At 61.7% G+C, this 24,950-nt stretch carries 19 protein-coding genes and 1 tRNA gene; 5 read left to right on the top strand and 15 right to left on the bottom strand.

The annotated features are described in order from the left end of the window. Positions 1–49: 49 nt before the first annotated feature. The 10 genes from clpP to E5678_RS02970 form a co-directional block, all read right to left on the bottom strand. A complete protein-coding gene (clpP, locus tag E5678_RS03015; protein WP_136177155.1) occupies positions 50–667 on the bottom strand; it encodes an ATP-dependent Clp endopeptidase proteolytic subunit ClpP in 618 nt (205 codons plus the stop codon). A gap of 188 nt (positions 668–855) precedes the next feature. Further along, positions 856–2,166 (bottom strand): trigger factor, encoded by a 1,311-nt coding sequence (tig, locus tag E5678_RS03010; RefSeq protein ID WP_136177154.1) that lies wholly within the window; start codon positions 2,164–2,166, stop codon positions 856–858. Positions 2,167–2,233: 67 nt separating this feature from the next. Further along, positions 2,234–2,320: transfer RNA gene (locus E5678_RS03005), tRNA-Leu, on the bottom strand. A 47-nt stretch (positions 2,321–2,367) separates the two neighbouring features. Further along, a complete protein-coding gene (locus tag E5678_RS03000) occupies positions 2,368–3,081 on the bottom strand; it encodes an AroM family protein (RefSeq protein ID WP_136177153.1) in 714 nt (237 codons plus the stop codon). Then, positions 3,078–5,657 (bottom strand): TRAP transporter permease, encoded by a 2,580-nt coding sequence (locus tag E5678_RS02995; RefSeq protein ID WP_136177152.1) that lies wholly within the window; start codon positions 5,655–5,657, stop codon positions 3,078–3,080. Before E5678_RS02995 ends, E5678_RS03000 begins: the two co-directional genes overlap by 4 nt. Before the next feature lie 122 nt (positions 5,658–5,779). After that, entirely contained in the window at positions 5,780–6,766 is a 987-nt protein-coding gene (locus tag E5678_RS02990; RefSeq protein ID WP_136177151.1) for a TAXI family TRAP transporter solute-binding subunit, read from the bottom strand. 234 nt (positions 6,767–7,000) lie between these two features. Then, positions 7,001–8,365, bottom strand: coding sequence for an aspartate aminotransferase family protein (locus E5678_RS02985; protein WP_136177150.1), 1,365 nt, complete (start codon positions 8,363–8,365; stop codon positions 7,001–7,003). Between the two features lie 61 nt (positions 8,366–8,426). Continuing rightward, positions 8,427–9,326 carry a MurR/RpiR family transcriptional regulator gene (locus E5678_RS02980; RefSeq protein WP_136177149.1) on the bottom strand — a complete coding sequence of 300 codons (900 nt, stop codon included), beginning with the start codon at positions 9,324–9,326 and terminating at the stop codon, positions 8,427–8,429. 78 nt (positions 9,327–9,404) lie between these two features. Beyond that, entirely contained in the window at positions 9,405–12,566 is a 3,162-nt protein-coding gene (locus E5678_RS02975) for an efflux RND transporter permease subunit (RefSeq protein ID WP_136177148.1), read from the bottom strand. A gap of 7 nt (positions 12,567–12,573) precedes the next feature. Beyond that, complete coding sequence (locus E5678_RS02970) at positions 12,574–13,680, bottom strand: efflux RND transporter periplasmic adaptor subunit (protein WP_136177147.1); 1,107 nt, start codon at positions 13,678–13,680, stop codon at positions 12,574–12,576. Positions 13,681–13,909: 229 nt separating this feature from the next. Here E5678_RS02970 and hpnC point away from each other — a divergent pair, with 229 nt between their 5' ends. Further along, on the top strand, positions 13,910–14,818 hold the full coding sequence (hpnC, locus tag E5678_RS02965) for a squalene synthase HpnC (RefSeq protein WP_136177146.1): 909 nt from the start codon (positions 13,910–13,912) through the stop codon (positions 14,816–14,818). A 10-nt stretch (positions 14,819–14,828) separates the two neighbouring features. Here hpnC and E5678_RS02960 read toward each other — a convergent pair whose 3' ends face one another. Beyond that, entirely contained in the window at positions 14,829–15,548 is a 720-nt protein-coding gene (locus tag E5678_RS02960) for a divalent cation transporter (protein WP_136177145.1), read from the bottom strand. Positions 15,549–15,550: 2 nt separating this feature from the next. Further along, positions 15,551–15,958 (bottom strand): hypothetical protein, encoded by a 408-nt coding sequence (locus tag E5678_RS02955; RefSeq protein ID WP_136177144.1) that lies wholly within the window; start codon positions 15,956–15,958, stop codon positions 15,551–15,553. Positions 15,959–16,089: 131 nt separating this feature from the next. Between E5678_RS02955 and hpnD the strand changes: the two genes are divergently transcribed. The 4 genes from hpnD (at position 16,090) to E5678_RS02935 (ending at position 21,516) form a co-directional block, all read left to right on the top strand. Continuing rightward, on the top strand, positions 16,090–16,956 hold the full coding sequence (hpnD, locus tag E5678_RS02950) for a presqualene diphosphate synthase HpnD (RefSeq protein ID WP_136177143.1): 867 nt from the start codon (positions 16,090–16,092) through the stop codon (positions 16,954–16,956). 34 nt (positions 16,957–16,990) lie between these two features. Further along, positions 16,991–18,373, top strand: coding sequence for a hydroxysqualene dehydroxylase HpnE (hpnE, locus tag E5678_RS02945; RefSeq protein WP_210731974.1), 1,383 nt, complete (start codon positions 16,991–16,993; stop codon positions 18,371–18,373). A 120-nt stretch (positions 18,374–18,493) separates the two neighbouring features. Beyond that, on the top strand, positions 18,494–20,929 hold the full coding sequence (locus E5678_RS02940) for an ATP-binding protein (protein WP_136177141.1): 2,436 nt from the start codon (positions 18,494–18,496) through the stop codon (positions 20,927–20,929). A gap of 131 nt (positions 20,930–21,060) precedes the next feature. Then, positions 21,061–21,516: an SH3 domain-containing protein gene (locus E5678_RS02935; RefSeq protein WP_136177140.1), complete on the top strand. Its 456-nt coding sequence runs from the start codon at positions 21,061–21,063 to the stop codon at positions 21,514–21,516. 78 nt (positions 21,517–21,594) lie between these two features. Here E5678_RS02935 and E5678_RS02930 read toward each other — a convergent pair whose 3' ends face one another. From E5678_RS02930 to E5678_RS02920, 3 genes are all read right to left on the bottom strand, one after another. Next, positions 21,595–22,713, bottom strand: coding sequence for a glycine betaine/L-proline ABC transporter ATP-binding protein (locus tag E5678_RS02930; protein ID WP_210731973.1), 1,119 nt, complete (start codon positions 22,711–22,713; stop codon positions 21,595–21,597). After that, entirely contained in the window at positions 22,706–23,593 is an 888-nt protein-coding gene (locus E5678_RS02925; protein ID WP_136177138.1) for a proline/glycine betaine ABC transporter permease, read from the bottom strand. Before E5678_RS02925 ends, E5678_RS02930 begins: the two co-directional genes overlap by 8 nt. Positions 23,594–23,710: 117 nt before the next feature. Next, positions 23,711–24,757: an ABC transporter substrate-binding protein gene (locus E5678_RS02920; RefSeq protein ID WP_136177137.1), complete on the bottom strand. Its 1,047-nt coding sequence runs from the start codon at positions 24,755–24,757 to the stop codon at positions 23,711–23,713. Positions 24,758–24,950: the final 193 nt, after the last annotated feature.

Raw genomic sequence — 24,950 nt, 5'->3', positions numbered from 1 at the left:
ATTTCAAGCGGATTGACGCGAAAAGTGGCTTTGAAAAGCCTGCACGGCATCAAGCGGCGCTGGCGCGCTTGTCGATCACCTTGTCGATCAGGCCGTATTCGGCCGACTCAGATGCCGTCATGTAGTAGTCGCGCTCGGTGTCGCGCGCGATGCGCTCCAGCGGCTGCCCGGTGCGCTCGGCCAGGATCTTGTTGAGCTGTTCGCGGGTCTTGAGGATCTCACGCGCCTGAATCTCAATTTCGGTGGCCTGACCACGGCTGCCACCCGAGGGCTGGTGAATCATGATCTTGGAGTTGGGCAGCGAGAAGCGCTTGCCCTTGGTGCCGGCTGCCAGCAAGAACGCACCCATGCTCGCGGCGAAGCCCACGCACAGCGTGGACACATCGGGCTTGATGAAGTTCATGGTGTCAAAAATTGCCATGCCAGCCGTCACGGACCCACCGGGCGAGTTGATGTAGAAGGAAATGTCCTTGTCGGGGTTCTCGCTCTCCAGAAAGAGCAACTGCGCGACCAGCAGGTTGGCGGAATGGTCGTTGACTTCGCCGACCAGAAAAATCACGCGCTCCTTGAGCAGGCGCGAATAGATGTCGTATGCGCGCTCGCCACGACCTGATTGCTCGATGACCATGGGCACCATGCCCAGGCCTTGAATGTCCATTGCGCTCATGCGTTTCTCCATGAATTGATCGAATACTCTGCCTGTACTGTAACCAACCTGTCTTGGTCGATCCGCTGGTACGGGCATCTGGTCCCTGCCATATGGCGGGCAAAAGGCGTTTCACAAGCACCGCAGACAAAAAAGGGCGGATCACTCCGCCCCTTGCTGGGTGCTGTGCGGCCAAAGCCGCCCTTCCCTTAGGCTTGGCCCATCAGCTCGTCGAAATCGACCTTTTTGTCGGTCACTTTGGCTTTGCCCAAGACGAACTCAGCGACGTTGTTCTCGATCACGATCGCCTCAACTTCAGCCATGCGGCGGTTGTCACTGGTATACCAGCGCACCACGTCTGCGGGCTTTTCGTAGGAGGCGGACAGCTCTTCGATGTGCGCCTTGATTTGCTCAGGCTTGGCTTGCAGGTCGTTGGTGCGCACCAGCTCGGCGACCACCAGGCCCAGGCGCACGCGGCGCTCGGCTTGGGGACGGAACAGATCTTCAGGGATCGGCGCCTTCTCAGCGTCCTTCACGCCACGCTGCTTCAAATCGGCGCGCGCACCTTCCACCAGACGCTCCAGCTCGGACTGGACCACGGCATTGGGCAGATCGAGTTCGGCCTTCGAAGCCAGGGCATCCATGGCGGCCTGCTTGTTGCGGGCCAGCACGCGGAACTTCACTTCGCGCTCAAGATTTTTGCGGATATCGGCGCGCAAGCCGTCAACGGTACCTTCGGCGATACCCAGCGACTTGGCCAACGCCTCATCGATCTCGGGCAGATGCGCCGCTTCAATCTTGTTGACCGTCACAAGGAAATCGGCGGTCTTGCCGGCGACGTCCTTGCCGTGGTAATCCTCAGGGAAAGCCAGGGGGAAGGTCTTGGATTCGCCAGACTTCATGCCACGCACGGCGTCTTCGAACTCCTTGAGCATTTGGCCGTCGCCCACGATGAACTGGAAGCCTTCGGCTTTACCGCCGTCAAAGGCTTCGCCATCGATTTTGCCAGCGAAGTCGATGGTGACGCGGTCACCGTCGGCTGCAGCCTGGTCTTGGGCACGCTGGGCAAAGGTGCGGCGCTGCTTGCGCAGGATCTCAAGCGTGCGGTCGATGGCAGCATCGCTGACATCGGCGCTCACTTTTTCGACTTCAGCGGCCGACAGATCGCCGATCGTGACTTCGGGATACACCTCAAACACCGCGTCAAAAGCCAGCTGACCTTCGGGCGCTTCTTCTTTTTCGGTGATCTTGGGCTGCCCGGCCACGCGGACTTGCGCCTCTGCGGCGGCAGTGGCGAAAGCTTCACCCACTTTGTCGTTCATGACTTCGTAGTGCACCGAATAGCCGTAGCGCTGGGCCACGACGTTCATGGGCACTTTGCCTGGGCGGAAGCCGTCCATCTTGACATCGCGAGCCAGCTTCTTGAGGCGCTTGGCCACTTCGTTCTGGATCACTTCAGCGGGCAGCGTGAGCGTGATCTTGCGCTCGAGCTTCTCCAGGGTTTCAACGGTCACGGTCATGCGTTTCTCCAAAGCAAAAAAGTCGGTCGGCCAGTGCCAACCGGTGAATGTGTATTCGTCAATGAGATGGTGCGCGGGGGGGGACTCGAACCCCCACACCATTGCTGGCGTCAGGACCTAAACCTGGTGCGTCTACCAATTTCGCCACCCGCGCTCCTGAATCTCAGGCTTGAATCAGGTGCACATGGCACCCCCTAGGCTTCAAGCCTGCTTTACGGCAACCTTTGATTGTAGCCGCTGGCGCAGCACCCGGATCGCGCTACCCGGCGTGGTGAGCACCGGCAAGCCCACCGCCTGCGCCACAGCCGCCTGCGCACGGGCCATGCTGAACTGGGCCAGCGCGATCACGGAACAGCCCTGATCCTTCAGCGTCTGGGCGGCTTTGACCACGAGCGCGTCGTGAAGATCGCCTTCCCCGCGATTCAAGGCGTCCATGGCTTCAGCGGACAAGGCCGTGACCAGATCGACCCTGGATGGAAACTCAGACGGCATCGAGGCCAGGGTCGGGGCAAATGAAGCGATCAAGCCAATGCGCCCACCTGCAACGAGCGCCACGGCTTCGTCCACCATGGCCTCGTTCGGCTTGAGCACAGGCATGAAAGGCCGCCGGGCCGCGACCGCTTCAATGCACGACCCAAACGCGGAACAGGTGAACAAAAGCGCTTGCGCACCCGTGCGCTCCGCATAGGCCGCCAGCGCCTCAAAGCGCTGGTGCATCGCGTCGTCCAGTCCAACCCCACCTGCAGCGGTGTTGCGGGCCAGGTCCGCCGACAGGCTGTCGTCCAGCAAGTTCATGCACACCGCTTCAGGCCAGGTGCGCTGCATGGCCTCGTTGATCGGGTTCACGGAATGCGCCAGCGCGTGGATCAGTGCCACACGCGGCGCGCCCAAGCGTTCGTTCAGATGCCCGCTCATGCAGTCTTGGGCACCGGGCGACGGCGGCGCTGCAAGAAGACCACCAAGCCCAGCACGGCAAATCCAGGCAGGTAGAGCCACTCTTTGGCGGGACGATCGGCGGCCACTTCCATCGAGGTGATGCGGTAGCTTTGCTCGATGCCGAGTTTTTCAGCCTGGCTGCCGAACTTCACGCCCACCACCATCAACTCATCGCCATCGGCCATGACCGACAAGCCCGAAGTACCCAAGCGCGACTTGACATCACCGGGCTCACCCAGGGGCAGCAATACGCCCTTTCGGATCTCATCGCCGTTCAAGTTCATGCCTTCAATCCACGCCCGCTTGCTGGTGTTGGCTGGCGCGTCCGAAATGACCTGGGTCATCTGCTCGCCTTTGACCTCGTCAAACGCCGGATGAATCATGTCCATCCAGAAACCGGGGCGGAACAGTGTGAAACACACCAGCAGCAGGGCCAGTGATTCGTACCAGCGGCTGCGCACGATAAAGAAGCCTTGCGTAGCCGCCGCGAATATCAGCATGGCAATCACCGCCGTGCCCACCGTCATGATCAGGTGCAGTGGCCCGTCGAGTCCGATCAACAGCAACTGGGTGTTGAAGATGAACAGGAACGGCAAGATGGCCGTGCGCATGCTGTAGAAGAACGCGGTCACACCGGTCTGAATCGGGTCGTGGCGCGCGATGGCCGCAGCGGCAAAGGAAGCCAATCCCACCGGCGGCGTCACGTCGGCCATGAGACCGAAATAGAACACGAACAGGTGCACAGCGATCAGTGGCACGATGAGGCCGCTTTGCGCCCCCAGCTCGACCACCACAGGGGCCATCAGGGTCGAGACCACGATGTAGTTCGCTGTCGTGGGCAGTCCCATGCCCAGAATCAGGCTGATCACCGCCACCAGCACCAACATCAGCATGAGGTTGCCGCCGGACAGAATCTCCACCAGCTCGGTCATCACCAGGCCCACGCCGGTGAGCGATACGGTGCCCACAATGATGCCTGCGGCTGCGGTGGCCACGCCGATACCGATCATGTTGCGCGCACCCGTTTCCAGGCCTGCGATCAGATCAACCACCCCATTCTTGAAATCACCCGCGATGTTGTGGGCACCACGCATGACCCCGATGATCGGCTTTTGCGTGAGGATGATGAAGACCATGAACATGGTGGCCCAGAACGCTGACAACGCTGGCGACAGCTGTTCCACCATCAGACACCACACCAACACGACAACGGCCAGCAGGTAATGCAGCCCCGAGCGCACGGTGGGACCAGTTTCTGGCAACTCAAACACGGGCGCATTGGGATCGTCCAATTGCAGCTCGGGCTGGCGTGAGCTGACCCAGAGCAAGCCCAGATAAGCCGCCATCAACAACACGGCAATGGCCGGGATCGCCGCAGCACCCATTGAAGCTTTGATGAAGCTGATGGTGTAGTAAGTGGCGCCAGCGAGCACAAAGAAGCCCGCAACCGTGGTCACAAACGACACGAGACGCTGCATGCCAGTGGACTGGACGCGACGTGGCAAGCCTTGCATGTCGGCCTTGAGCGCCTCCAGGTGCACGATATAGAACAGGGCAATGTAGGAAATGATGGCCGGCAAGAAGGCGTGTTTCATCACCTCGATGTAGGGAATGCCCACGTACTCCACCATCAGGAACGCCGCTGCGCCCATGACCGGAGGCATCAGTTGGCCATTGACCGAAGAAGACACTTCAACAGCGCCGGCTTGATCGCCCCGGTACCCCACCCGCTTCATGAGCGGGATGGTGAAGGTACCGGTGGTGACCACGTTGGCAATCGACGAGCCGGAGATGATCCCGGTGGCCGCAGAGGCGACCACCGCCGCCTTGGCGGGGCCGCCACGCATGTGGCCCAGCAACGCAAACGCAGATTTGATGAAGTAGTTGCCGGCACCCGCTTTGTCGAGCAGCGAACCGAACAGCACGAACAGAAAGATGAAGCCGCTGGAAACGCCCAGCGCCACGCCAAACACGCCTTCCGTGGTCAACCACTGATGGGTCATGGCACGGTCCAGCGAAGCGCCCCGGTGTGCCAGCAAATCGGGCATATAGGGACCACCGAAGGTGTAGCCAAGGAACACCAACGCTACGATCACCATCGGCAAGCCGAGCACACGGCGCGTGGCTTCCAGCAGGAGCACGATACCCACCACGGCCGACCACACGTCAAACGGGATCGGTTGACCGGGACGCGTTGCCAGCTCCCGGTAAAAAATAAACAGGTAGGCGGCGCAAAACGTTCCCACCAGGGCAAACACCCAATCCAGGATGGGCACGTGGTCGCGCGGCGACCGCTTCGTGGCGGGATAGGCCATGAAGGAAAGAAATACGGCGAAAGCCAGGTGAATGGCGCGGCTTTCGGTGTCGTTGAGCACAAAAATGCCCAGATTGAAGGGCAAGGGCGAGGCGATCCACAACTGGAACAGCGACCAGGCCACCGCGACGACCAGAAGCAGGCGGCGCATAAACGGGCCCGGTTGGCGCCCGCCAGAATCGTTGTCTTGAACCAGCTGGTTGACATCGACTTCAGGTGGATTTGTGTCTTTACTTTTCATGCAAGAGCTCCTTGACCGGTCATGGTCTGAGACTGGGTTTCGCCGTGCGTCCGCGACCCCAAAAACAAACCACCCCATGAGCGAGTACCGCGCATGGGGTGGCTACCAGAGGCGGAAGTGGATTACTTGATCCAGCCCTTTTCTTTGTAGTACTTGGCAGCGCCGGGGTGCAACGGGGCCGACAAGCCGTCCGAGACCATGTTCTCAGGCTTCAGATTGGCAAAGGCAGGGTGAAGCTTCTTGAAGTCGTCGAAGTTCTCAAACACGGCCTTCACCAAGGTGTAGACCATGTCATCGGGCTGCTTGGCCGAGGTCACGAGTGTGGCCAACACACCATAGGTCTGGGTCGGCGCGTCGTTGCCTTTGTACATGCCGCCTGGGATGGTGGCTTTGGCGTAGTACGAGTTGGCCGCCACCAGCTTGTCGATGCCAGGGCCAGTGATGTTCACCAACTTGGCGCCGCAGGTGGTCACGGGATCCTGGATGTTGGCACTGGGGTGACCCACGCCATAGAAGAAAGCGTCGATCTTGTTGTCGCACAGCGCGGCGCCATGTTCGTCGGCCTTGAGCTCTGCGGCCAGACCGAAGTCAGACAGCTTCATGCCTTGGGCGGCCAGCAACTCGTCCATGGACGCACGGGTGCCCGAACCGGGGTTGCCCACGTTCACGCGCTTGCCCTTGAGGTCAGAGAAGTTCTTGATGTTGGCATCGGCGCGGGCCAACACGGTGAACGGCTCGGGGTGGAGCGAGAACACCGAACGCAGGTCGTTGAATGGACCGCTGGCCTCAAAGGCCTTGGTGCCTTTGTAGCCGTGGAAGTTCCAGTCGGACTGGGCAACGCCGAAGTCCAGGTCACCCCCTTTGATGGTGTTGATGTTGGCCACAGAGCCCCCGGTGGATTCCACCGTGCAGCGGAAACCATGTGTCTTGCGGTCTTTGTTGACCAAACGGCAGATTGAGCCGCCCGCTGCGTAGTACACACCTGTCACACCACCGGTACCGATGGTCATGAATTTTTGCTGGGCTTGCGCGGCCATGGGCAGGCCCATGGTGATCGCTGCGGCAGCAATCGACATGCTGGAGAGAGTGGCTTTCAGAGAAATGGTCATACAGACTCCTTGTTCTAGATTTCAATAAACAGAACCAGCAGAATTCTGCGGTTCTTCGTTGGTCAAGTGGACCTGAACAGCGCGCTCACATTCAAACGCATTGGGCGGGTCCACGACCGCACGCAAGACCCGATGCTACCCCGACTCTCGCCGTTGTCTTCTCGGGTCTCACCATGAGATTTGCATCTGTAATGCACCAGTAAGTTAACTTATACAAGGTCAGATGCCGTTGTTTCAGGCGGTGACCGCAATGGCGCGATCCACAGCCACCCCCAGACGATGCACGATCTGTGCCAATTCGGCCTCACTGGTGATGAACGGGGGCGCCAGCAGGATATGGTCGCCCCGCACCCCATCAACCGTCCCACTCATGGGATAGACCATCAGCCCTTCGGTCATGGCTTCGACCTTGATGCGGGCATGCAGCTTTCGGGCTGGATCAAACCACTGTTTGCTCGCTCGGTCCGCCACCAACTCGACGCCCCAGAACAGTCCGCGACCCCGGATATCGCCCACATGCGGGTGATCGCCGAATCGCTGTTGCAGAAAGGCTTGCAAAGTCGCGCCGCGCGCTACGACCTGAGACAACAAGCCATCGCGAATGATCACGCGCTGCACGGCCAGTGCGGCCGCACAAGCCACCGCATGGCCGAGGTAGGTGTGGCCGTGCTGAAACAGGCCACTGCCCCGGCGAAACGCCTCCACCAGCTTGCCTTGCGCCAGCACTGCGCCAATGGGCTGGTATCCACCGCCCAGGCCCTTGGCGATCGTCAGCAGATCGGGCACCACGCCTTCTTGTTCACACGCATGCAACGTGCCGCTGCGACCCATCCCACACATCACCTCGTCCAAAATGAGCAAGATGCCGTGCCGATCGCAGAGCTCGCGCACGCCCTTGAAATACCCAGGGACCGGCGTGAGCACGCCGGCTGTGGCGCCACCAATGGTTTCGGCCACAAAGGCCATCACATTCTGGCCACCCAGTCGATCAATCGCGTCCGACAACTCGGCCACCAGGCGTTGCCCGTACTGCTCCGGGGTTTCGTCGGCCCGCCGGTCGCGGTACTCATAGCAGGGCGAGACATGGGTGACATCGATCAGCAACGGTTTGAACTGCTCACGGCGCCAGGCATTGCCCCCCACGGCCAACGCCCCGAGGGTGTTGCCGTGGTAACTCTGGCGGCGGGCGATGAAATGCTCACGCTGGGGCTGACCCAGCTCCACAAAATACTGCCGGGCCATCTTGAGCGCGGCTTCCACAGCCTCCGAGCCACCGCTCACAAAATAGACATGGCTCATGCCCTGCGGCGCGCTGTCGATCAGCAGCGTGGCGAGTTCTTCAGCCACTTCGGTGGTGAAGAAGCTGGTGTGGGCATAGGCCAGGCGGTCGATCTGCCCATGCATCGCCGCGATCACATCGGGATGGCCATGGCCCAGGCATGACACGGCCGCACCGCCCGAAGCGTCGATATAGCGCTTGCCCGTTGCATCGACCAACTCAACGCCCTGCCCTGCAACCGCCACAGGAAGGCCGCTGCGCAACTGGCGGTGAAAGACTTTGGTGTCCTGGGGACTGAAGGATGTCGGACGTGCGTTCATGGTGGTGCTTAAAGAAAAAGGGAACTGGAACTGGAAATGGCAGCCGAGGAGATTTTCAGGGTCAGGCCACAGTGGTGGGTGTTTTGACCATGCGAGGGGTTCGTGGACCGCGCTCCCAATAGGTGCGGGCATCGCGGTGGCGTTGTTGTCGTTGAGCCAGGCGCAGCGCCACGGCGTCGCCTCCCATGGTGGCGACTTCGTTCATCAACACTTCAGCCAACGCCTGTGCACCGGCCATGGAATGGAAGAACCCCGAAGCATGGGTATCGAACAACAGCACCCAGCGGGCGGCCCCGGCCAGCGGGGACAGCGGACTGTCGGTGAGGGCCAACACAGGAACACCCCGTGCATGGAGCTCTTGCGCCGCCTCGACAACCGGACGGGTGTAAGGCGCCTGGCTGACCACCACCAGCAGATCGGTCTCCCCCAGATCGCTCAGTCGGTCACTGCCGCCGAGGACAGGCTCTACGACGAGCCAGGTGTCCCGACGGAGCCAGTCGCAGGTGTATTGCAAGTGGTGGGCGATGCCGAAACTGGCTCGCAAGCCCAGAAATCCCACCGACCTCGCGGCGAGGATGGCCTGGGCGGCGGCGCTGAAGGCGGCGGGTGAATTGCTCTCGATGGAATGCACGTTGGCCACTTGCGTGCGCACCAGATGACCCAGCGAACCGCGAGCGCCATCCGACGTGGCCTGTTCATTGATCGGACTGGAGCGACGTGAGGTTTCGCTCAGGTGCTGAATCACCGGCGCGCGCAACCCTTCAAAACCGCCCACGCCCAGCGCCTGGGCCAGGCGCGTCATGGTGGCGGGCGCTACCCCTGCTGCCTGCGCCGAATGGCGCATGGACTGCAAGCCCAAAGCCGAGGGGTGTTCGCGCACCCAGCGCGCCGCCCGCTGCAACTCAGGGCTCAGGGCCTCAAAGTGGCGGTCGATCAGCTGGGTGAGTTGGTGCAGGGGCAAATCAATGGAATTGAAACATCTCGATCTTTATGAGTATAAAGAAACAGACGTTTCAAGTCCACCCCACCCCAAACTGCTTCAGTGCACGGCTTCAGGCCGTTGAACCCTAAACCAGGCGGCGTACATGGCGGGCAGAGCCAACAGTGTCAGCACCGTGGCCACGATCAACCCACCCATGATGGCCACGGCCATCGGGCCCCAGAACACGCTGCGAGACAGCGGGATCATGGCCAAAACGGCCGCCGCAGCGGTCAGCACAATGGGTCGCATGCGGCGCACAGCCGCTTCCACGATCGCTTCCCAGGCGGGCACGCCCCGGGATCGGTCTTGCTCAATCTGATCAATCAGGATCACGGAATTGCGCTGGATCATGCCCATCAAGGCGATCACGCCCAGCAACGCCACGAAACCAAACGGCTTGTTCAGCAACAGCAAGGCGCCTGCAACACCGGCCAATCCAAGCGGTCCCGTCAAAAATACCAGCAAGGAGCGGCTGAAGCTCTGCAACTGCAGCATCAGCAAGGTGAACGTGAGGAACAACATGATGGGCACGCCCGCCGCAATCGACGACGACCCTTTGCTGCTCTCTTCAACCGCACCAGCGACCACCACACGATAGCCCTGCAAGCCACGCTCCGCCCAGTCCGTGCTGATCTTGTTCAGGCCTGGCATCAACTCTGCCGTCACGGTAGCGCCCTGCAAGCCCTCGGCCACGTCGCCCTGCACGGTGATCGCGTACTCGCGGTTTTGGCGCCAGATCACCCCCGGTTCCCAGTCGAACACGGGTTTGGCGATTTGCAGCAAGGGAATGCTCTTGCCCGATGCGGAAGGCAAATACGCATTCGCCAGGCTGGAAATAGCGTCGCGCTCCGACAAGGGCTGGCGGAACACGATGTCGATCAGCTTGTCGCCATCGCGGTATTGGCCAATGGTGGTGCCGCTCACGATGGCACGGGATGCCTGGGCAATGGACTGGCTCGACACGCCCAGGGCACGGGCTTTGACCTGATCCACCTCGAGGCGGAAGACCTTGACCGATTCGTTCCAGTTGTCGTTGACACCGCGCATGTGGTCGTTTTTCCGCACGGCCACTTTCACTTCGTCCGCCAGCCCGCGCAAGACGGCAGGATCCGGCCCCTCCACACGAAACTGAACCGGGTACGGCACTGGCGGGCCGTTGGGCAGCAACTTCACCCGGCCTCGCACTTCAGGAAATTCGGCCGCCAGCAAAGCTGGCAAGGCCTTGCGCAATCGCTCACGTGTCTCGAGGTCCCGTGGCAAAACGATCATCTGCGACACGTTGGTCTGGGGGAATACCTGGTCCAGCGGCAGGTAAAAACGCGGCACGCCAGAGCCCACCCAGGTGGTGACGCTGCTGACGCCCGGCTCTTCGGCCAGGCGGGCTTCCACGCGACGGGTGATCGCCAGATTGGCCGCCATGCTGGTCCCCTCGGGCAGCCACACGTCGACGATGATTTCTGGTCGGTTCGAGTCGGGGAAAAACTGCTGCTGCACCTGACCCATGCCCACGACCCCCAGCACAAAGGTGCCGATGGTCAGCCCGATGGTGATCCACCGGTGTTGTACACACCAGTCCACCAGCGCTCGGAATCGGTCGTTGAACGGGCCGTCGAAGACTTCCTGGGCAGGGCCCACGTGGGCCTTGACTTTGAGCAGGCGCACACCCAGGTAAGGCACAAACATCACCGCCACCACCCAGGAAATGATCAGGGCCGCAGCCGTCACCCCAAAGATGGCAAACGTGTATTCACCCACGGTCGACTTCGCCATGCCGATGGGCAAAAAGCCAGCGGCTGTGATGAGCGTGCCGGTGAGCATGGGCATGGCGGTGGCTTCCCAGGTGAAGGTCGCTGCCCTCATCATGGAATACCCTTCTTCCAGCTTGCGCACCATCATTTCCACCGCAATGATGGCGTCGTCAACCAGCAGGCCCAGCGCAATGATCAGCGAACCCAGCGATATCTTGTGCAAACCAATGCCCCAGTACCGCATCACGAGGAAGGTGATCGCCAGCACCAGCGGGATGGTAATGAACACCACCAGGCCGGGGCGGATGTCCAGTGTATAGCGGCGAAAGCCGGTTCCTCCTTCGCGTTTGTGCAGACCCAACGCCAGAAAGCTCACGGCCAGCACAATCACCACCGCTTCAATCAACACCTTGACGAACTCACCGACCGAGCGGGACACCGCAGCCGGCTGGTCCTGCACCTGCAGCAGCTCCATGCCCGCGGGCAGGTTGCGCTGGATGTCGGCAACGGCCACTTTGAGCGCCTCGCCCAAGGCGATGATGTCGCCCCCTTTGGCCATCGAAATGCCCAGCGCAATGCTCTCCTTGCCGTTGTGGCGAACCATGACCTGCATGGGATCGGCATACCCCAGGCGCACCTCGGCCAGGTCACCCAGCCGGATCTGCGTGCCGTTGGGCGCACGGATGGGCATGGCCTTGAGGTCATCGACGGAATTGAACGCACCATCCACCCGGACCTGCACGGCATCCAGAGGGGACTGCACGGTCCCTGCCGACTCCACCGCGTTCTGCTGCCCAAGCGCAGCCAGCACTTGCTGAACATCCAGCCCCAGTACCGCCAGGCGTTTCTGGGAAATTTCGATATAAAGCTTCTCGTCTTGCGTACCAAACAGAGCGACCTTGCTCACGTCCTTCACACGCAGCAACCGCTGCCGCGCTTCGTCGGCCACCCGCTTGGTGTCAGCTGGCGAAAAACCATCGCCCTGCAAGGCGTAGATCACGCCGTAAACGTCTCCAAAATCGTCATTGAAGAACGGCCCGATCACCCCTGCCGGCAGCGTGGAGCGCATGTCCCCAATTTTCTTGCGCACCGAATACCAGACCTGATTCACCTCCCCAGGTGGCGACGAATCCTTGATCTGGAAAATGATCTGGGCTTCGCCCGGCTTGGAATAGCTTCGGATCTTGTCGGCATAGGGCACTTCCTGCAGGGTCTTTTCCAGCCGGTCAGCGACCTGCTCGGCCACCTGCTGTGAGGTGGCCCCGGGCCAGTAGGCGCGAACCACCATCGCCCGGAAGGTGAAAGGTGGGTCTTCGTCTTGTCCCAACTGGAAGTAGGCGGCCACGCCCAACAACATCAGGACGATCATCAGATACCGTGTGAAGGCCTGATGGTCCAGGGCCCATTGCGACAGGTTGAAACGCGAAACCCAGGAAGCCGACTCTGCTGCCGGCGGCGTTGTTTTGCTCATGCCCACCTCAGCGCGCAGCGGCAGCGAAGCGGATCACGTGCTGACCGGGGGACAGCACATGCACCCCGGCCACCACCACTTCGTCACCGGGCTTCAAGCCCGAGAGAATGACCATCTGATTGCCATCGGCACCGCCGACTTGCACCGGTCTTGACTGTACGGTGCTGGTGGCCACATCAAACACCCAGACCGCCGAGCTCTTCTTGTCAACCGCATTCGCGGACATCAGGGCACTGGTGGGCAGCTTGATCACCACGGGTGCGTCACCCGATGCGGGCGGCAACACCACATAGGCTGTGGCACCCAAGGGTGCGACCGCATCCACGGGCAGCGCCAGCTTGACCTGGAAAGTCCGGGTGACGGGATCCGCGCTGGCGGCAACTTCCCGCACCTCCCCGAGCAACGGCGTGTCCAGCCCCTGAGCTGTATTGGCCCACAGGCGCACCTGGGCTTGCAGCCCAGGCTTGATCAGCGCCAGATCGCTCTCCGGTATTGAGAACACCACATCGCGCGCACCGTCGCGTGCGATCCGGACCACGGGACTTCCAGCGGCCACCACTTGGCCCGCCTCAGCGTCCACCGACACCACCACCCCGGCGGCATCGGCCAGCAAACGGGTGTAGTCTGCCTGGTGGCCCTGCACAGACCCTTGGGCCCGCGCCTGCTGCAATGTCGCGTCAGCGGCTTGCAATGTGGCTTGGCGGCGCTCGATCTCGGCACCACTGACAAAGCCCTGGGCCTTGAGATCCGTGAAACGCTTGAGGTCGGCCGCAGCCAGGTCGCGCTGCGACTGGGCCGCAGTCACTTGGGCTTGAGCAGCCTGACTGGCCAGCCTGAGGTCGGTGGCATCGAGGCGGGCGAGCAGCTGACCCGCTTTCACCATTTGCCCCACTTCCGCTGGCCGTTCAATGAGTTTTCCACCCACCCGGAAGCCCAATCGCGACTCGGTACGGGCACGCACTTCGCCGGAAAGCTCCTGGCGGGCGGTCACGCCGCTGGCGGTTACCGTGATCAGTTTGACCGATCGGATGGGCTCGGGAGGTGCCTCGGGGCGGGAGCACCCTGCCATCGAAAGCGCTACAACGGCAGACAGGACCAGAGGAGTGAAATGCATACCAGGGCGTGTAAATGAGCGTGCAGCAGTGCCCGGAGGAGGACTGCAGAAGGCCGGAAAATTAATGACTGACCGGTTAGTAATCAAAATTGTAGTCCAATCAGACCCAACGGGCGACACCCACCGCCAGACACTCTGCACGGTCCACCCTCACTGGACCGCTGCACCCTGACAGAGCTGACAGCTGCGCCACCCTCCCCCAACCCCAGACCCGACACCCTCGAACCCCATGCCAGACGCCCTCCCGCCGCATACCCCACCCGCTGAAGCCGCGCCACTGTCGGGCCAAGTGGGCCACTACGAGAACTTCCCTGTCGCTTCATGGCTGTGTCCGCCGGCGCTGCGCCCAGCGGTGGCGGCGATCTACCATTTCGCCAGGACAGCGGACGATATCGCCGACGAAGGGCCTGCCAGCGCCGAAGAACGTCTGGCCGATCTCGCCGAATACCGGGCCTGCCTCACCGCGACGCTGTCACCCTCGACAAACGGTGCGCCCCCCCGATGGCGCACCGTTTTCGAGCCCCTGGCTCTGGCCGTGCGCACCCACGACCTGCCCACCGAGTTGCTGCGCGATCTGATCAGCGCCTTCGAACAGGACGTCCGCTTCACCGCCAGCGCACAGGGATATGCGCATCTCGACGAGCTGCTGGCGTATTGCAAGCTTTCCGCCAACCCGGTGGGCCGCTTGATGCTGCACCTGTATGGCGTCAACGACAGCGTCTCGCTCACCCAAAGCGATCGCATTTGCAGCGCGCTGCAACTGATCAATTTCTGGCAAGACCTCAGCGAAGACCTGCCCCGAGGCCGCCATTACCTGCCCGCCGACCTGCTGGACCGGCATGGCCTGCAACGGCAGGATTTTTTGCCCGGCGCTGTCGTTGAACCCGCCGTGGACGTTCGCCGCCAAAAGCTGGTGGCTCGCCTGTGCGACGACGCCCGGGCGCGCATGAGCGAGGGAGCCCCGTTGGCACTGCGCTTGCCGGGTCGTGCGGGCTGGGAGTTGAGACTGGTTGTGCAGGGCGGCCTGCGCATCCTCGACAAAGTGAGCCGGCAACGCCACCGCAGCTGGGAGAAGCGGGTCAAAGTCGGCAAGCTGGACGTCCCGATCCTGCTGTGGCGCTCGCTCTGGATGGGTTAGGACAGCCCAGTCAGGCGGCGAACAACAGTTGACCCAGCAAGGCAAGACTGAAGCCACTGACCGCCCCCAGCGACGGGAACCAATGGCGCCGCAAGACCGCCTGGGGCGCAATATCCTGAAAAACCAGGTAAAGCAACCCCCCCGAAGAAAACAGCATCAGACTGCCCAATACCTGCGGCTCCGATGCCAGCAAAGTCCAGCCGCCCCAGGCGAGCAGGGGCCCGAGTCCGGCCAGCAGCACCATCCGCTTGAGCACTTCGCTGGATGTGCGACCTTTGGCGACCATTTCGCGGTAGGCATTGAAGCCTTCGGGAAGGTTTTGCAAGCCGATCAACACCGCCAGCAAAGGACCGGCTGGCGACCCCGAAATGAAAATGCCGCCCAGGGCCAGGGCCTCAGGCACAAAGTCCAGCAGCATCGCGAGCAGTTGAGGCGCTGCCTGCTGGTGCATGCCCAGCCAGCGCTCCAGCGCAAAAAAGCCAACGCCGCCGGCCATGATCCAAGCGACCACGGCCCAGGGCTGCTGCCCCAAGGCACCGATGCCCTGGGGCAGCAACACCAGGGCCACTGCGGCCAACAAAACGCCGCCGCCAAAAGCCATCACAAAATGCCGCAGCTCCTGTTCCAGCCATTTTGGTCGTATCCGCTCCACGCTCGCCAACCAGCCGCCCAGGGGAATGCAGGCGCCGGCCGCGAGGGTCCACAGCAACATCCAGCCCAACGCACCCATGCTCAGCGCCCAGGCAGCGCGACCACCCGGGTGCCTCCACCCCAGCCATGCTGCAGGTCGCGCGCCTGAACCCGTATTTTCCTCACGCCGAGCGGAATCTGAAGGCCACGCAAATCGCGGGTGAACGGCTGCTCGCCCGCGTGGTCGTGCGCCAGCGGGCGCACGCCGTACTCCACTGCCCCGTCTTCACTGGTCGCCCGAAAGGCATCGGCATAGCGCTGAGGGGTGTCGTAGGGTGACGACACAGTCACGTCCAGATCAAATGTGCTGGGGCCTTTCGCGCGAATGCGAACGCCCACCACGTCTGGAAACCTCTGCTCCTCGGCCCATGCGCTGCGGCCCAGCGCCGCAACACAGCCCCACAAACCCACCCCACCCACGCGCAACATCCACGCTCGCCTAAGCATCATCACAATCCCTTTCAATGGCGACCCCGACCAAGGCCTTGCACCGCAAAGTTTATCCCTCACACACCCCATACACGCACCGCAGCCATGCAAGCCTCGGCGCGCCATTAAACTTGGCGCAACACGAACGACCCATGACCCCACAAGACTATGCACAGCAAAAGGCAGCGGCTTCCGGCAGCAGCTTTTACTACGCCTTCCTCTTCCTGCCGCCTGAGCGCCGGGCAGCGATCACCGCCTTTTACGCGTTTTGTCGCGAGGTAGACGACGTCGTCGACGAAACACGGGACCTGGGTGTGGCGCAAACCAAATTGGCCTGGTGGCGCCAGGAAGTGGGTCAGGCCTTTGAAGGACAGCCCAACCATCCGGTGACGCAGGCATTGATGCCCCACGCGCCGGTCTTCGGCATCGAGTCGCGGCATCTCCTCGCGGTGATTGATGGCTGCCAGATGGATCTGGACCAGAACCGCTACCTCGACTTCGCCAACCTGCAGCAGTACTGCCACCTTGTCGCGGGCATCGTCGGCGAGGTCGCCGCACGCATCTTCGGACAAACCCAGCCAGCCACGACCGACTTCGCCCACCGGCTCGGCCTGGCCTTTCAGCTCACGAACATCGTGCGAGACGTTGGCGAAGATGCCGCGCGTGGGCGCATCTATTTGCCGGTCAACGACCTGCAGCGCTTCGATGTCAAAGCCCACGAACTGCTCAAGCGCGGTCCTGGCCCCGGGGGCGACACGGCGGATTTCGAACGCCGATTCAAGGCCCTGATGGCATTCCAGTGCCAGCGGGCGCTGCAAACCTACGATGAAGCCTTGGTCATGCTGCCCGAGGCCGACCGGCGTTCGCAAAAACCCGGCCTGATGATGGCCAGCATCTACCGAACCCTGCTGCATGAAATTGCGGCAGAACCCGTGCTGGTGCTCACACAGCGGGTCAGCCTCACGCCGCTGCGCAAGCTCTGGCTGGCCTGGAAAGTCCAGGCCCTGGGCCGCCTGTGATGCCGGCCCCCCTTTCCCACGGAAAACCCGCCCCGTGAAGCTTGCCATCGTCGGGGCCGGCTGGGCCGGCATGGCCGCCGCGGTCACGGCCGCGCAGGCTGGAGCACAGGTCACCATTTTCGAGGCATCCCGCAATCTGGGCGGGCGCGCACGTGCACTCAGCCTGCCCACGCCCGGTGGCACCGACATCACCGTGGACAACGGCCAGCACATCCTCATTGGTGCCTATACGGAAACTTTGAGGCTGATGCAGCTGGTGGGCGTAGCCCCCCAGACAGCCTTGCTGCGTCAGCCCCTGGCCATGGTTTTTCCGGATGGCCGAGGCTTGCAGACACCCGCATGGGCCGCACAATGGCCAGCTCCCCTCAACGCCGTGGCTGCCATCGCCACCGCCAAAGGCTGGCACTGGCGCGACAAACTGGCCCTGGTTCGGGCGTCGTTGGGCTGGCAACGCGCGGGATTCCTGTGTGAGACCACGCTGACCGTGGCCCAACTCTGTGTCGCTTTGCCTCCGCGCGTGATCGATGAGCTGATCGAACCGCTGTGCGTGTCGGCGCTGAACACGCCGGGCGCAGAAGCCAGCGCAGCCGTGTTCCTGCGGGTGATGCAGGACGCCCTGTTTGGCCGGGGCCACCCCGGGTTCGGCGCGTCCGACCTGCTGATGCCGCGCACCGACTTGTCGCAGCTTTTCCCGCAAGCGGCGACCGAGTGGCTGGCGTCGCGCCACGGCGACCACGTCGAAATCCATTTGAGCACCCGTGTCCATGGCCTGCGCTCGACCCCCTCTGGCTGGCAGCTCGAAGGCGCGGGGTCCACCTGTTTTGATCAGGTGATATGGGCAACAGGCGCCGTTCCCGCTGCCCAGGCCATGGCCAACACGGCCGAGCAAGACGGCCAACCCGAGCAGACCCGAGATTCCCTGCTGGACTGGTCACGGACGGCCAGCGCACTGCCTCACGCTGCCATCACGACCGTTTATGCCCATGCACCCGGCGCGCGGCTCCAACGGCCCATGATGGCGCTGCGGGCACAGCCCGATGCCCATGCGGCGCCCGCCCAGTTTGTGTTCGACCGGGGCCTGCTGAGCCCGGGCGACCCCACGCAACATGGCATGCTCGCTTTTGTGGTCAGTGCCAGCGAGGGTGATCGGGCGGATCTCCAGCGCCGCGTACTGCAACAGGCCTGCGACCAGTTGGGACTGCAAACCTTGCGTGTGCTGCAAACCGTGGTGGAGAAACGGGCCACGTTTGCCTGCACACCCGGCTTGCGCCGACCGGGCATGGCCATCGCCCCGGCTTTGTGGGCCGCAGGGGATTTTGTGGAGGGCCCCTACCCGGCCACGCTGGAAGGCGCCGTGCGCAGCGGCGTGGCAGCGGCCCAGGCCGCCTGCCAAGGGCAGACCAGGCACCTTGGTTGAACGGATGACCCCATGAACGTTCTTCAGCGCCGGTTTCGCCTGGCTATTTGATCCAGGCACTTGCGTCACCCGGGGCAACCCGCGCATCATGATCAGAACCGCACCACCTCTGATCAAACCATGCCCATTCAAACGCTCTTGCCACAGCAACTGCGCCTCACGATTGACCCAGACTCGCTGGGCTTTGCCGACACCACCGAGCTGAAATCCCAGCCCCTGCCCTGGATCGGACAGGAACGGGCGCAAAAAGCCGCCCAATTTGGCCTTTCCATGGAGCTCCCCGGCTACAACCTGTTTGTACTGGGCGAGGTGGGCAGCGGGCGATCGACCTTGTTGCGCGAGCTGACCCAATCGGTGGCTGCCGAGCGCCCGGTACCGCCGGACCTGTGCTACCTGCACAACTTCGATGCACCAGAACAGCCGCGGGCCTTGCGCATGCCCACGGGTCAAGGCCGACAGCTTCGCCAGCTCATGACCGATCTCTGCCGCACCTTGCAAACAGAGATTCCCGAGCGACTGGGCAGCGAAGCCTTCAAGGCCGAGAGCGAACGCATTCAGGACACGTACAAAGCCGCAGAAGCCCAAGCCTACGCCGAGCTGGATGCTTTTGCCGAAGCGCGCCATTTCAATCTCTACCGAGATGCGGGGCACCTGGTCTTCACCTTGCTGGGCGACAACGGCAACTCGCTCACCGAAGCCGAAGCCCACGCGCTGCCCAAGGAGCGCAGGGCTGAAATCGATCTCGCCGAGCAAGCGCTGCGCGAAGCCATTGCCCAATTCCTCGATAAAACCCGCCCCATGTTGCGCGTCATGAATGAGGGGCTTGCCGCCTTGCGGCGCCAAATGGTCAAGCCGCTCCTGGACCACGAGCTGCAAGCCATCCGCTCCAACCTGAAAAAGCAAATCAAAGACTCGGTCAAGCTCGGCTCGTACCTCGATCAAGTGGACAAGGACGTGCTGGAAAACCTGGAGCTCTTTCTCGCGCTGGACAGCGAAGACGAGGTGCGCCAGGCTGCGTTGGTGGAGTTGCTCGCGCGCTACCGCGTCAATGTGGTGGTCGACAACGCCGCCCTCTCGGGCGCCCCGGTGATCGTTGAAGACAACCCCAGCACACATGCGCTGTTTGGCAGCATTGAATACCAGGCCGAAGAAGACATGCTCATGACCGACTTCATGCGCGTGCGCGCCGGAAGTCTGCTGAAAGCCCATGGCGGCTACTTGATCGTTCAGCTCGCCGATCTCGCCGGCGATGAGGGCGCCTGGGCCCGCATGCGGCGTTACCTGCGCACCGGGCAGGCGAATATCGAAGAGCCTGGCAGCTCGCTCATGCCCATGGCCGCCGTCTCGATGCGGCCCGAGGCCGTGGACGCCGAAGTCAAGATCATCCTCATCGGCTCCGACGAGCTCTACTACACCTTGATGGAAGCCGATCCGGAAGTCGGTCGGCGTTTTTGCGTCAAGGTGGATTTCGCCGAAAGCTTCACCGCCAACGCCAGCACTCGCAAAGCCACAGCCGTGTTCATTGCGCGCAGCTGCCACAAGCTGGGCTTGCCCCAATTCACGGCGGGTGCTGTGGCCCGACTGCTGGAAACCACCCACCGCGAGGTCGAAGACCAGACCCGGCAGAGCGCCATCTTCGCGCGCACGGAAAACCTGCTCGCCGAAAGCGCCACGCTGTGCCGCCAGCGCGGCGCCAAACTGGTCGAGCGCAGCGATGTCGACGCTGCCCTGGCCGCGCGGCGCATGCGACACGACTACCCTGAGCAAAGGTTGCTCGAATCGATCCAGGAAGGCATTCGCCTGATTTCAACGCAGGGCGAGCGGGTGGGTCAGCTCAATGGCCTCACACAAATCGATTTGGGCGACTGGCGGTTTGGCCTGCCCATCCGGATCACAGCCCGAACGCACGCGGGCGACCAAGGCCTGCTCAACATCGCTCGAGAAGTTGAAATGTCTGGCCCCATCCACGACAAGGGCGTGCTGATCTTGCACAGCTACCTGAGCGCTCTGTTTGGGCACCTGGCTCCGTTGGCCATGAATGCCTCCGTGGTTTTCGAACAGGAATACAGCGGCGTCGAAGGCGACTCGGCCTCCTGCGCCGAACTGTTTGCCCTGTTGTCGTCGCTCGCCGACGCGCCTCTGGATCAGGGCATTGCCGTGACCGGTGCCCTCAACCAGCACGGAGAGGTGCTGCCGGTCGGCGGCATCAACGAAAAAATCGAAGGCTGGTACCGCGTTTGCCTGTCGGCGGGCCTCAATGGCCGGCAAGGCGTGTTGATACCGGCGCGCAATGTGAATCACTTGATGCTGGACCCCGAAGTGGTGAGTGCCGTCGAGGCCGGTCAGTTTCACATCCATGCAGCCGAGCATGTGCTCGAAGGACTGGCGCTGCTGACCGCCCACACAGCCTCGGGCGATCCGGCCTGCGCCCAGTCCAGCACCCCACCAGAGACCGTGCTGACCCGTGCCGAGCACACCCTGAACGGCTACCGTCGCGCCTGCCAGGAGGCAAGGCCCTATGGGCCGCTGGGCGGACGGCCATCTTCATCCGTGTGAGCAGGGCTGATCTCGGCTACAGCCTTCTGAAAAAAAGTTGAAATGAATGAAATTTGGCGGGAATTTTTTCAGCCTTTAGACTTCCCACTGCACATATTCATTTAAATCCCTGAGAAAAGGAGCCCCGCCGCATGTTTGGAACCACCACTGTTCGCCCGTTTTTGATCGCTGTCGGTCTTTGCCTTGCCACGCTGACCACCGCCCATGCGCAAAGCATGATCAGCATCAAAGGCAGCACCGTCAATATGCGCACAGGTCCCGACACCAAGACCGAAATCATGTGGGAGCTCAAGCGAGGCTATCCACTCAAAGTGCTGCAACGCAAAGGCCGCTGGATCAAAGTGGTGGATTTTGAAGGCGATCGCGGTTGGGTAGCTCGCTCCCTCACCGGCGTTACACCACATTTCGTGGTGAAGTCCAAAACGGCCAACATGCGCAAAGGCCCCGGCACCAACCACGCCATCGTGGGCAAGGCCGAATATGGCGAACTGCTGCGCACCCGCACCAAGCGCGGTGGCTGGGCGCAAGTGGTTCGCTCCGACGGCAAGCGGGGCTGGATTTCTCAAAAGCTGCTCTGGGGCTTCTGAAGCACCCCATTGCCATAAAGCACGAAAAAAAAAGCAGGCCAATGGCCTGCTTTTTTTGTGCGCGATCAACAACAGTGATCAGTAGTTCGCGGCCGTCGCGGCTTCTGCACCCTCGGCCACTTCAGGCTTGGGCGGCACAATGGCGCCGATGATGTCGTTCATCGTGATCACACCCAGGTGCTTGCCCCTGGCGGTCACCACGTTCGCGGCTTCAATGTTGTCAACGGTGAGCAAACGTGCGGCCTCTTCGATCACCAGGCTGGGATCCACATCCGGACCATTCACCCGAGCGCCCGGCTGCATCAGCGTGCGGCAACGGATCACACGGCCGCGGTTCACATGCTGCACAAAGCTCTCGATGTAATCGTCGGCCGGCTTCAAGACAATATCTTGACCCGTGCCCTGCTGCACCACTTCACCATCGCGAAGCACGGCAATCTTGTCGCCCAAGCGCAATGCCTCGTCGAGATCGTGGGTGATGAACACGATGGTCTTGCCGATCTCTTGCTGCAGATCGAGCAACACGCTTTGCATGTCGCTGCGGATCAGCGGATCCAGCGCGGAAAACGCTTCGTCCATCAGCAAGATGGGCGCATCGTTGGACAACGCCCGGGCCAGGCCCACGCGCTGCTGCATGCCGCCGGAGAGCTGGTTCGGGTAGTTGTCTTCATAGCCCTTGAGGCCCACGCGTTCGATCCACCGCATCGAGCGCTCACGGCGTTTCTTGCTCGACAGACCCTGCACTTCCAGTCCGTATTCGGCGTTTTCCAGCACCGTGTAGTGGGGGAACAGCGCGAACTTCTGGAACACCATGGCGGTTTTCTCGCGGCGGAATTGCAGCAGCTCGCTGTGGTTCATCTTCACCACATCTTCGGTGCCCGCAATCACCTCACCCGAAGTGGGCTCGATCAAGCGGTTGATGTGGCGAATCAGCGTGCTTTTGCCCGAACCCGACAAACCCATCACCACCTGAATGCCACCTGCGGGCATGTCGATATTGATGTCTTTCAGGCCCAGAACGTGACCGTGGTCATCGCGCAGCTCCTGCTTGGTCATGCCGTTTTGAACGCGCTCCAGAAACAGCTGTGGCGCAGGACCAAAGATTTTGTAGAGCTTGCGAATCGAAATGCCAAAGCTGTTGGCTGGCGTTTCTGCGGTCGCCGTCGTTGGCGTTGTTGCGGTATTTTGATCAACCATGGACCACCTCCAAGTGTTTTTGCAAGCGCTTGCCATAGGCCTGCGACACGCGGTCAAAGATGATGGCAATGCCCACGATGGCCAAGCCATTGAACACACCCATGGTGAAGTACTGGTTGGAAATCGCTTTCAATACCGGTTGGCCCAGGCCTTGCACACCGATCATCGAAGCAACCACCACCATGGCCAGCGACAGCATGATGGTCTGGTTCACACCGGCCATGATGGTCGGCAATGCCAACGGCAACTGCACCTTGCTCATTTTTTGCCACGTAGAGGCGCCAAAGGCATCTGCGGCCTCCAGCAAGTCGGTATCAACCAGCCGGATGCCCAGGTTGGTGAAACGGATCACCGGTGGGATCGCGTAGATCACCACGGCAAGCAAACCGGGCACGCGACCGATGCCCAGCAGCATCACCACCGGAATCAGGTACACGAAACTGGGCATGGTCTGCATCACGTCCAGCGAGGGAAGCACGACCCTCTGCAAGCGGTCCCAGCGGCTCATCGCGATGCCGATGGGCAGGCCGATCGTCAGAGCGACCACCGTGCACACGAAAATCATCGAAACGGTCTTCATGGTGTCGTCCCACATGCCAAAGTAGCCGATGGCAAGCAGGGTCAAAATCGTGCCCACCACGATCTTCATGGAGCGGGAACCCAGCCAGGCGATCAGCGCAATGGCAGCAATCACCAAAGGCCAAGGCGACTGGGTGAGCAAACGCTCAGAGAAAAGCAGGAAGTCGCGCAGCGGGTCAAACAGGCGTTCGATCATCTCGCCGTATTCGCGGGTAAATCCACGGAAGACGCCGTCGATGGTGCGACGCATCGCACTCAACTGCTCCGAGCCCAAAGAGGGAAATTCACTTAGCCAAGACATAGGGAACCTTGTTGTGGGGAAAAAAATGGCGACCCGAAACCCCAAAGAGGTTTCTGTCGCCATACGGCGCCTACGCCATCAAGGCGCAAGCAGATCGTAGCCAGAAAATCGACGGGTTCAGAGGCCAGCCTTGATTTTCTCGGCCACATCGGCAGGCACCCACGCAGACCAGACTTCTGGCTGGGTTTTCAGGAAATGCATGGCACCACCTTCACCGGTCGCCTGGTTGTCGCTCATCCACGACAGCAAACCATTGACCGTGTCGTTACCCCAAGCGCGGGTCTTCAGGTAAGCAACCGCAGGGCCGCCGGCTTTTTCGAAGCGGTCGGTCACCACGGTGTAAACCTCGGACTTCGCCCAGTCGTTCTTGACCGGCTTGTCGCATTCGGCTATCGAGTTGCAGTTCTTCCATGCCTCAGGGTCGTGTGGCACACCGGCATCGAGCTTGACCATCTCGTATTTGCCGAGGATGGAGGTTGGGGCCCAGTAATAGCCGAGCCAGCCTTCTTTGCGCTCATAAGCCTTGGCGATCGAGCCGTCGAGGCCGGCAGCGGAACCCGTATCAAGCAGCACGAAGCCATTCTTCTCGCCTTCCCAAGCCTTGAACGCATTGTCTGTGCTCAATTGGCAGTTCCAGCCGGATGGGCAGTTGTGAACAGCGCCCTTGCCCTTGTTTTCCGAGGACGGGAACAGCTCTGGGTGCTTCAAGGCATCTTCGATGGTTTTGATGGTTGGGTTGGCGTCCGCCACGTACTTGGGAATCCAGAAACCCTCAACGCCACCATCGGTCAACGACAGCGCGCCGTAATGCAGCTTGCCTTCTTTCACAGCGGCGTCCAGCGGCTCACGCACCGCGTTCACCCACGCTTCAGGCGCCACATCGGGCTGGCCTTTTTCCATCATGGCGGTGAGCGTTGGCATGGTGTCACCAGGCACCAGCTCGACTTCACAGCCGTAGCCTTTGGTCAGGATGATGTCGTCAATGTTGGCCAGCACTTCGGCCGACTGCCAATTCATGTTGGCCACGGTGACCTTGCCGCAAGCTTGCGCAACTTCTGTTGCCGCAGGCTCGGCGGCAACAGGTGCTTCTTCTTTCTTGCCACAGGCGGCCAGCAAAGTGGCTGCAGCGATCAGTGCCAAGGCAATTTGAGGGGACTTTTTCATGATTTCTCCGACTTCTAAGGTTGGGCTCCACACGACTGGCGTCGTGTCAGCAAAAGTGAACAGCTGTTCTGTTTACCCCGGGTGCCGGGATCCGAAGGCGCATCCGGAAAGGATGCGGTTTCGCAATCGAAGCCAGGGGGCGTTGTTCAGCATCAGCCTTTGATTATACGGTTTTATTTAGATAGAAGGCAAC

This window comes from Hydrogenophaga sp. PAMC20947 (assembly GCF_004795855.1).
Lineage (GTDB): Bacteria > Pseudomonadota > Gammaproteobacteria > Burkholderiales > Burkholderiaceae_C > Hydrogenophaga.
This window is presented reverse-complemented; position numbering and strand designations above follow the sequence as displayed.

Excerpts from the sequence above, each read along its gene's own strand:
- clpP (WP_136177155.1), bottom strand. The coding sequence starts at position 667 with ATGAGCGCAATGGACATTCAAGGCCTGGGCATGGTGCCCATGGTCATC.
- tig (WP_136177154.1), bottom strand. The coding sequence starts at position 2,166 with ATGACCGTGACCGTTGAAACCCTGGAGAAGCTCGAGCGCAAGATCACG.
- E5678_RS03000 (WP_136177153.1), bottom strand. The coding sequence starts at position 3,081 with ATGAGCGGGCATCTGAACGAACGCTTGGGCGCGCCGCGTGTGGCACTG.
- E5678_RS02995 (WP_136177152.1), bottom strand. The coding sequence starts at position 5,657 with ATGAAAAGTAAAGACACAAATCCACCTGAAGTCGATGTCAACCAGCTG.
- E5678_RS02990 (WP_136177151.1), bottom strand. The coding sequence starts at position 6,766 with ATGACCATTTCTCTGAAAGCCACTCTCTCCAGCATGTCGATTGCTGCC.
- E5678_RS02985 (WP_136177150.1), bottom strand. The coding sequence starts at position 8,365 with ATGAACGCACGTCCGACATCCTTCAGTCCCCAGGACACCAAAGTCTTT.
- E5678_RS02975 (WP_136177148.1), bottom strand. The coding sequence starts at position 12,566 with ATGAGCAAAACAACGCCGCCGGCAGCAGAGTCGGCTTCCTGGGTTTCG.
- E5678_RS02970 (WP_136177147.1), bottom strand. The coding sequence starts at position 13,680 with ATGCATTTCACTCCTCTGGTCCTGTCTGCCGTTGTAGCGCTTTCGATG.
- hpnC (WP_136177146.1), top strand. The coding sequence starts at position 13,910 with ATGCCAGACGCCCTCCCGCCGCATACCCCACCCGCTGAAGCCGCGCCA.
- E5678_RS02960 (WP_136177145.1), bottom strand. The coding sequence starts at position 15,548 with ATGGGTGCGTTGGGCTGGATGTTGCTGTGGACCCTCGCGGCCGGCGCC.
- E5678_RS02955 (WP_136177144.1), bottom strand. The coding sequence starts at position 15,958 with ATGATGCTTAGGCGAGCGTGGATGTTGCGCGTGGGTGGGGTGGGTTTG.
- hpnD (WP_136177143.1), top strand. The coding sequence starts at position 16,090 with ATGACCCCACAAGACTATGCACAGCAAAAGGCAGCGGCTTCCGGCAGC.
- E5678_RS02940 (WP_136177141.1), top strand. The coding sequence starts at position 18,494 with ATGCCCATTCAAACGCTCTTGCCACAGCAACTGCGCCTCACGATTGAC.
- E5678_RS02935 (WP_136177140.1), top strand. The coding sequence starts at position 21,061 with ATGTTTGGAACCACCACTGTTCGCCCGTTTTTGATCGCTGTCGGTCTT.
- E5678_RS02930 (WP_210731973.1), bottom strand. The coding sequence starts at position 22,713 with ATGGTTGATCAAAATACCGCAACAACGCCAACGACGGCGACCGCAGAA.
- E5678_RS02925 (WP_136177138.1), bottom strand. The coding sequence starts at position 23,593 with ATGTCTTGGCTAAGTGAATTTCCCTCTTTGGGCTCGGAGCAGTTGAGT.
- E5678_RS02920 (WP_136177137.1), bottom strand. The coding sequence starts at position 24,757 with ATGAAAAAGTCCCCTCAAATTGCCTTGGCACTGATCGCTGCAGCCACT.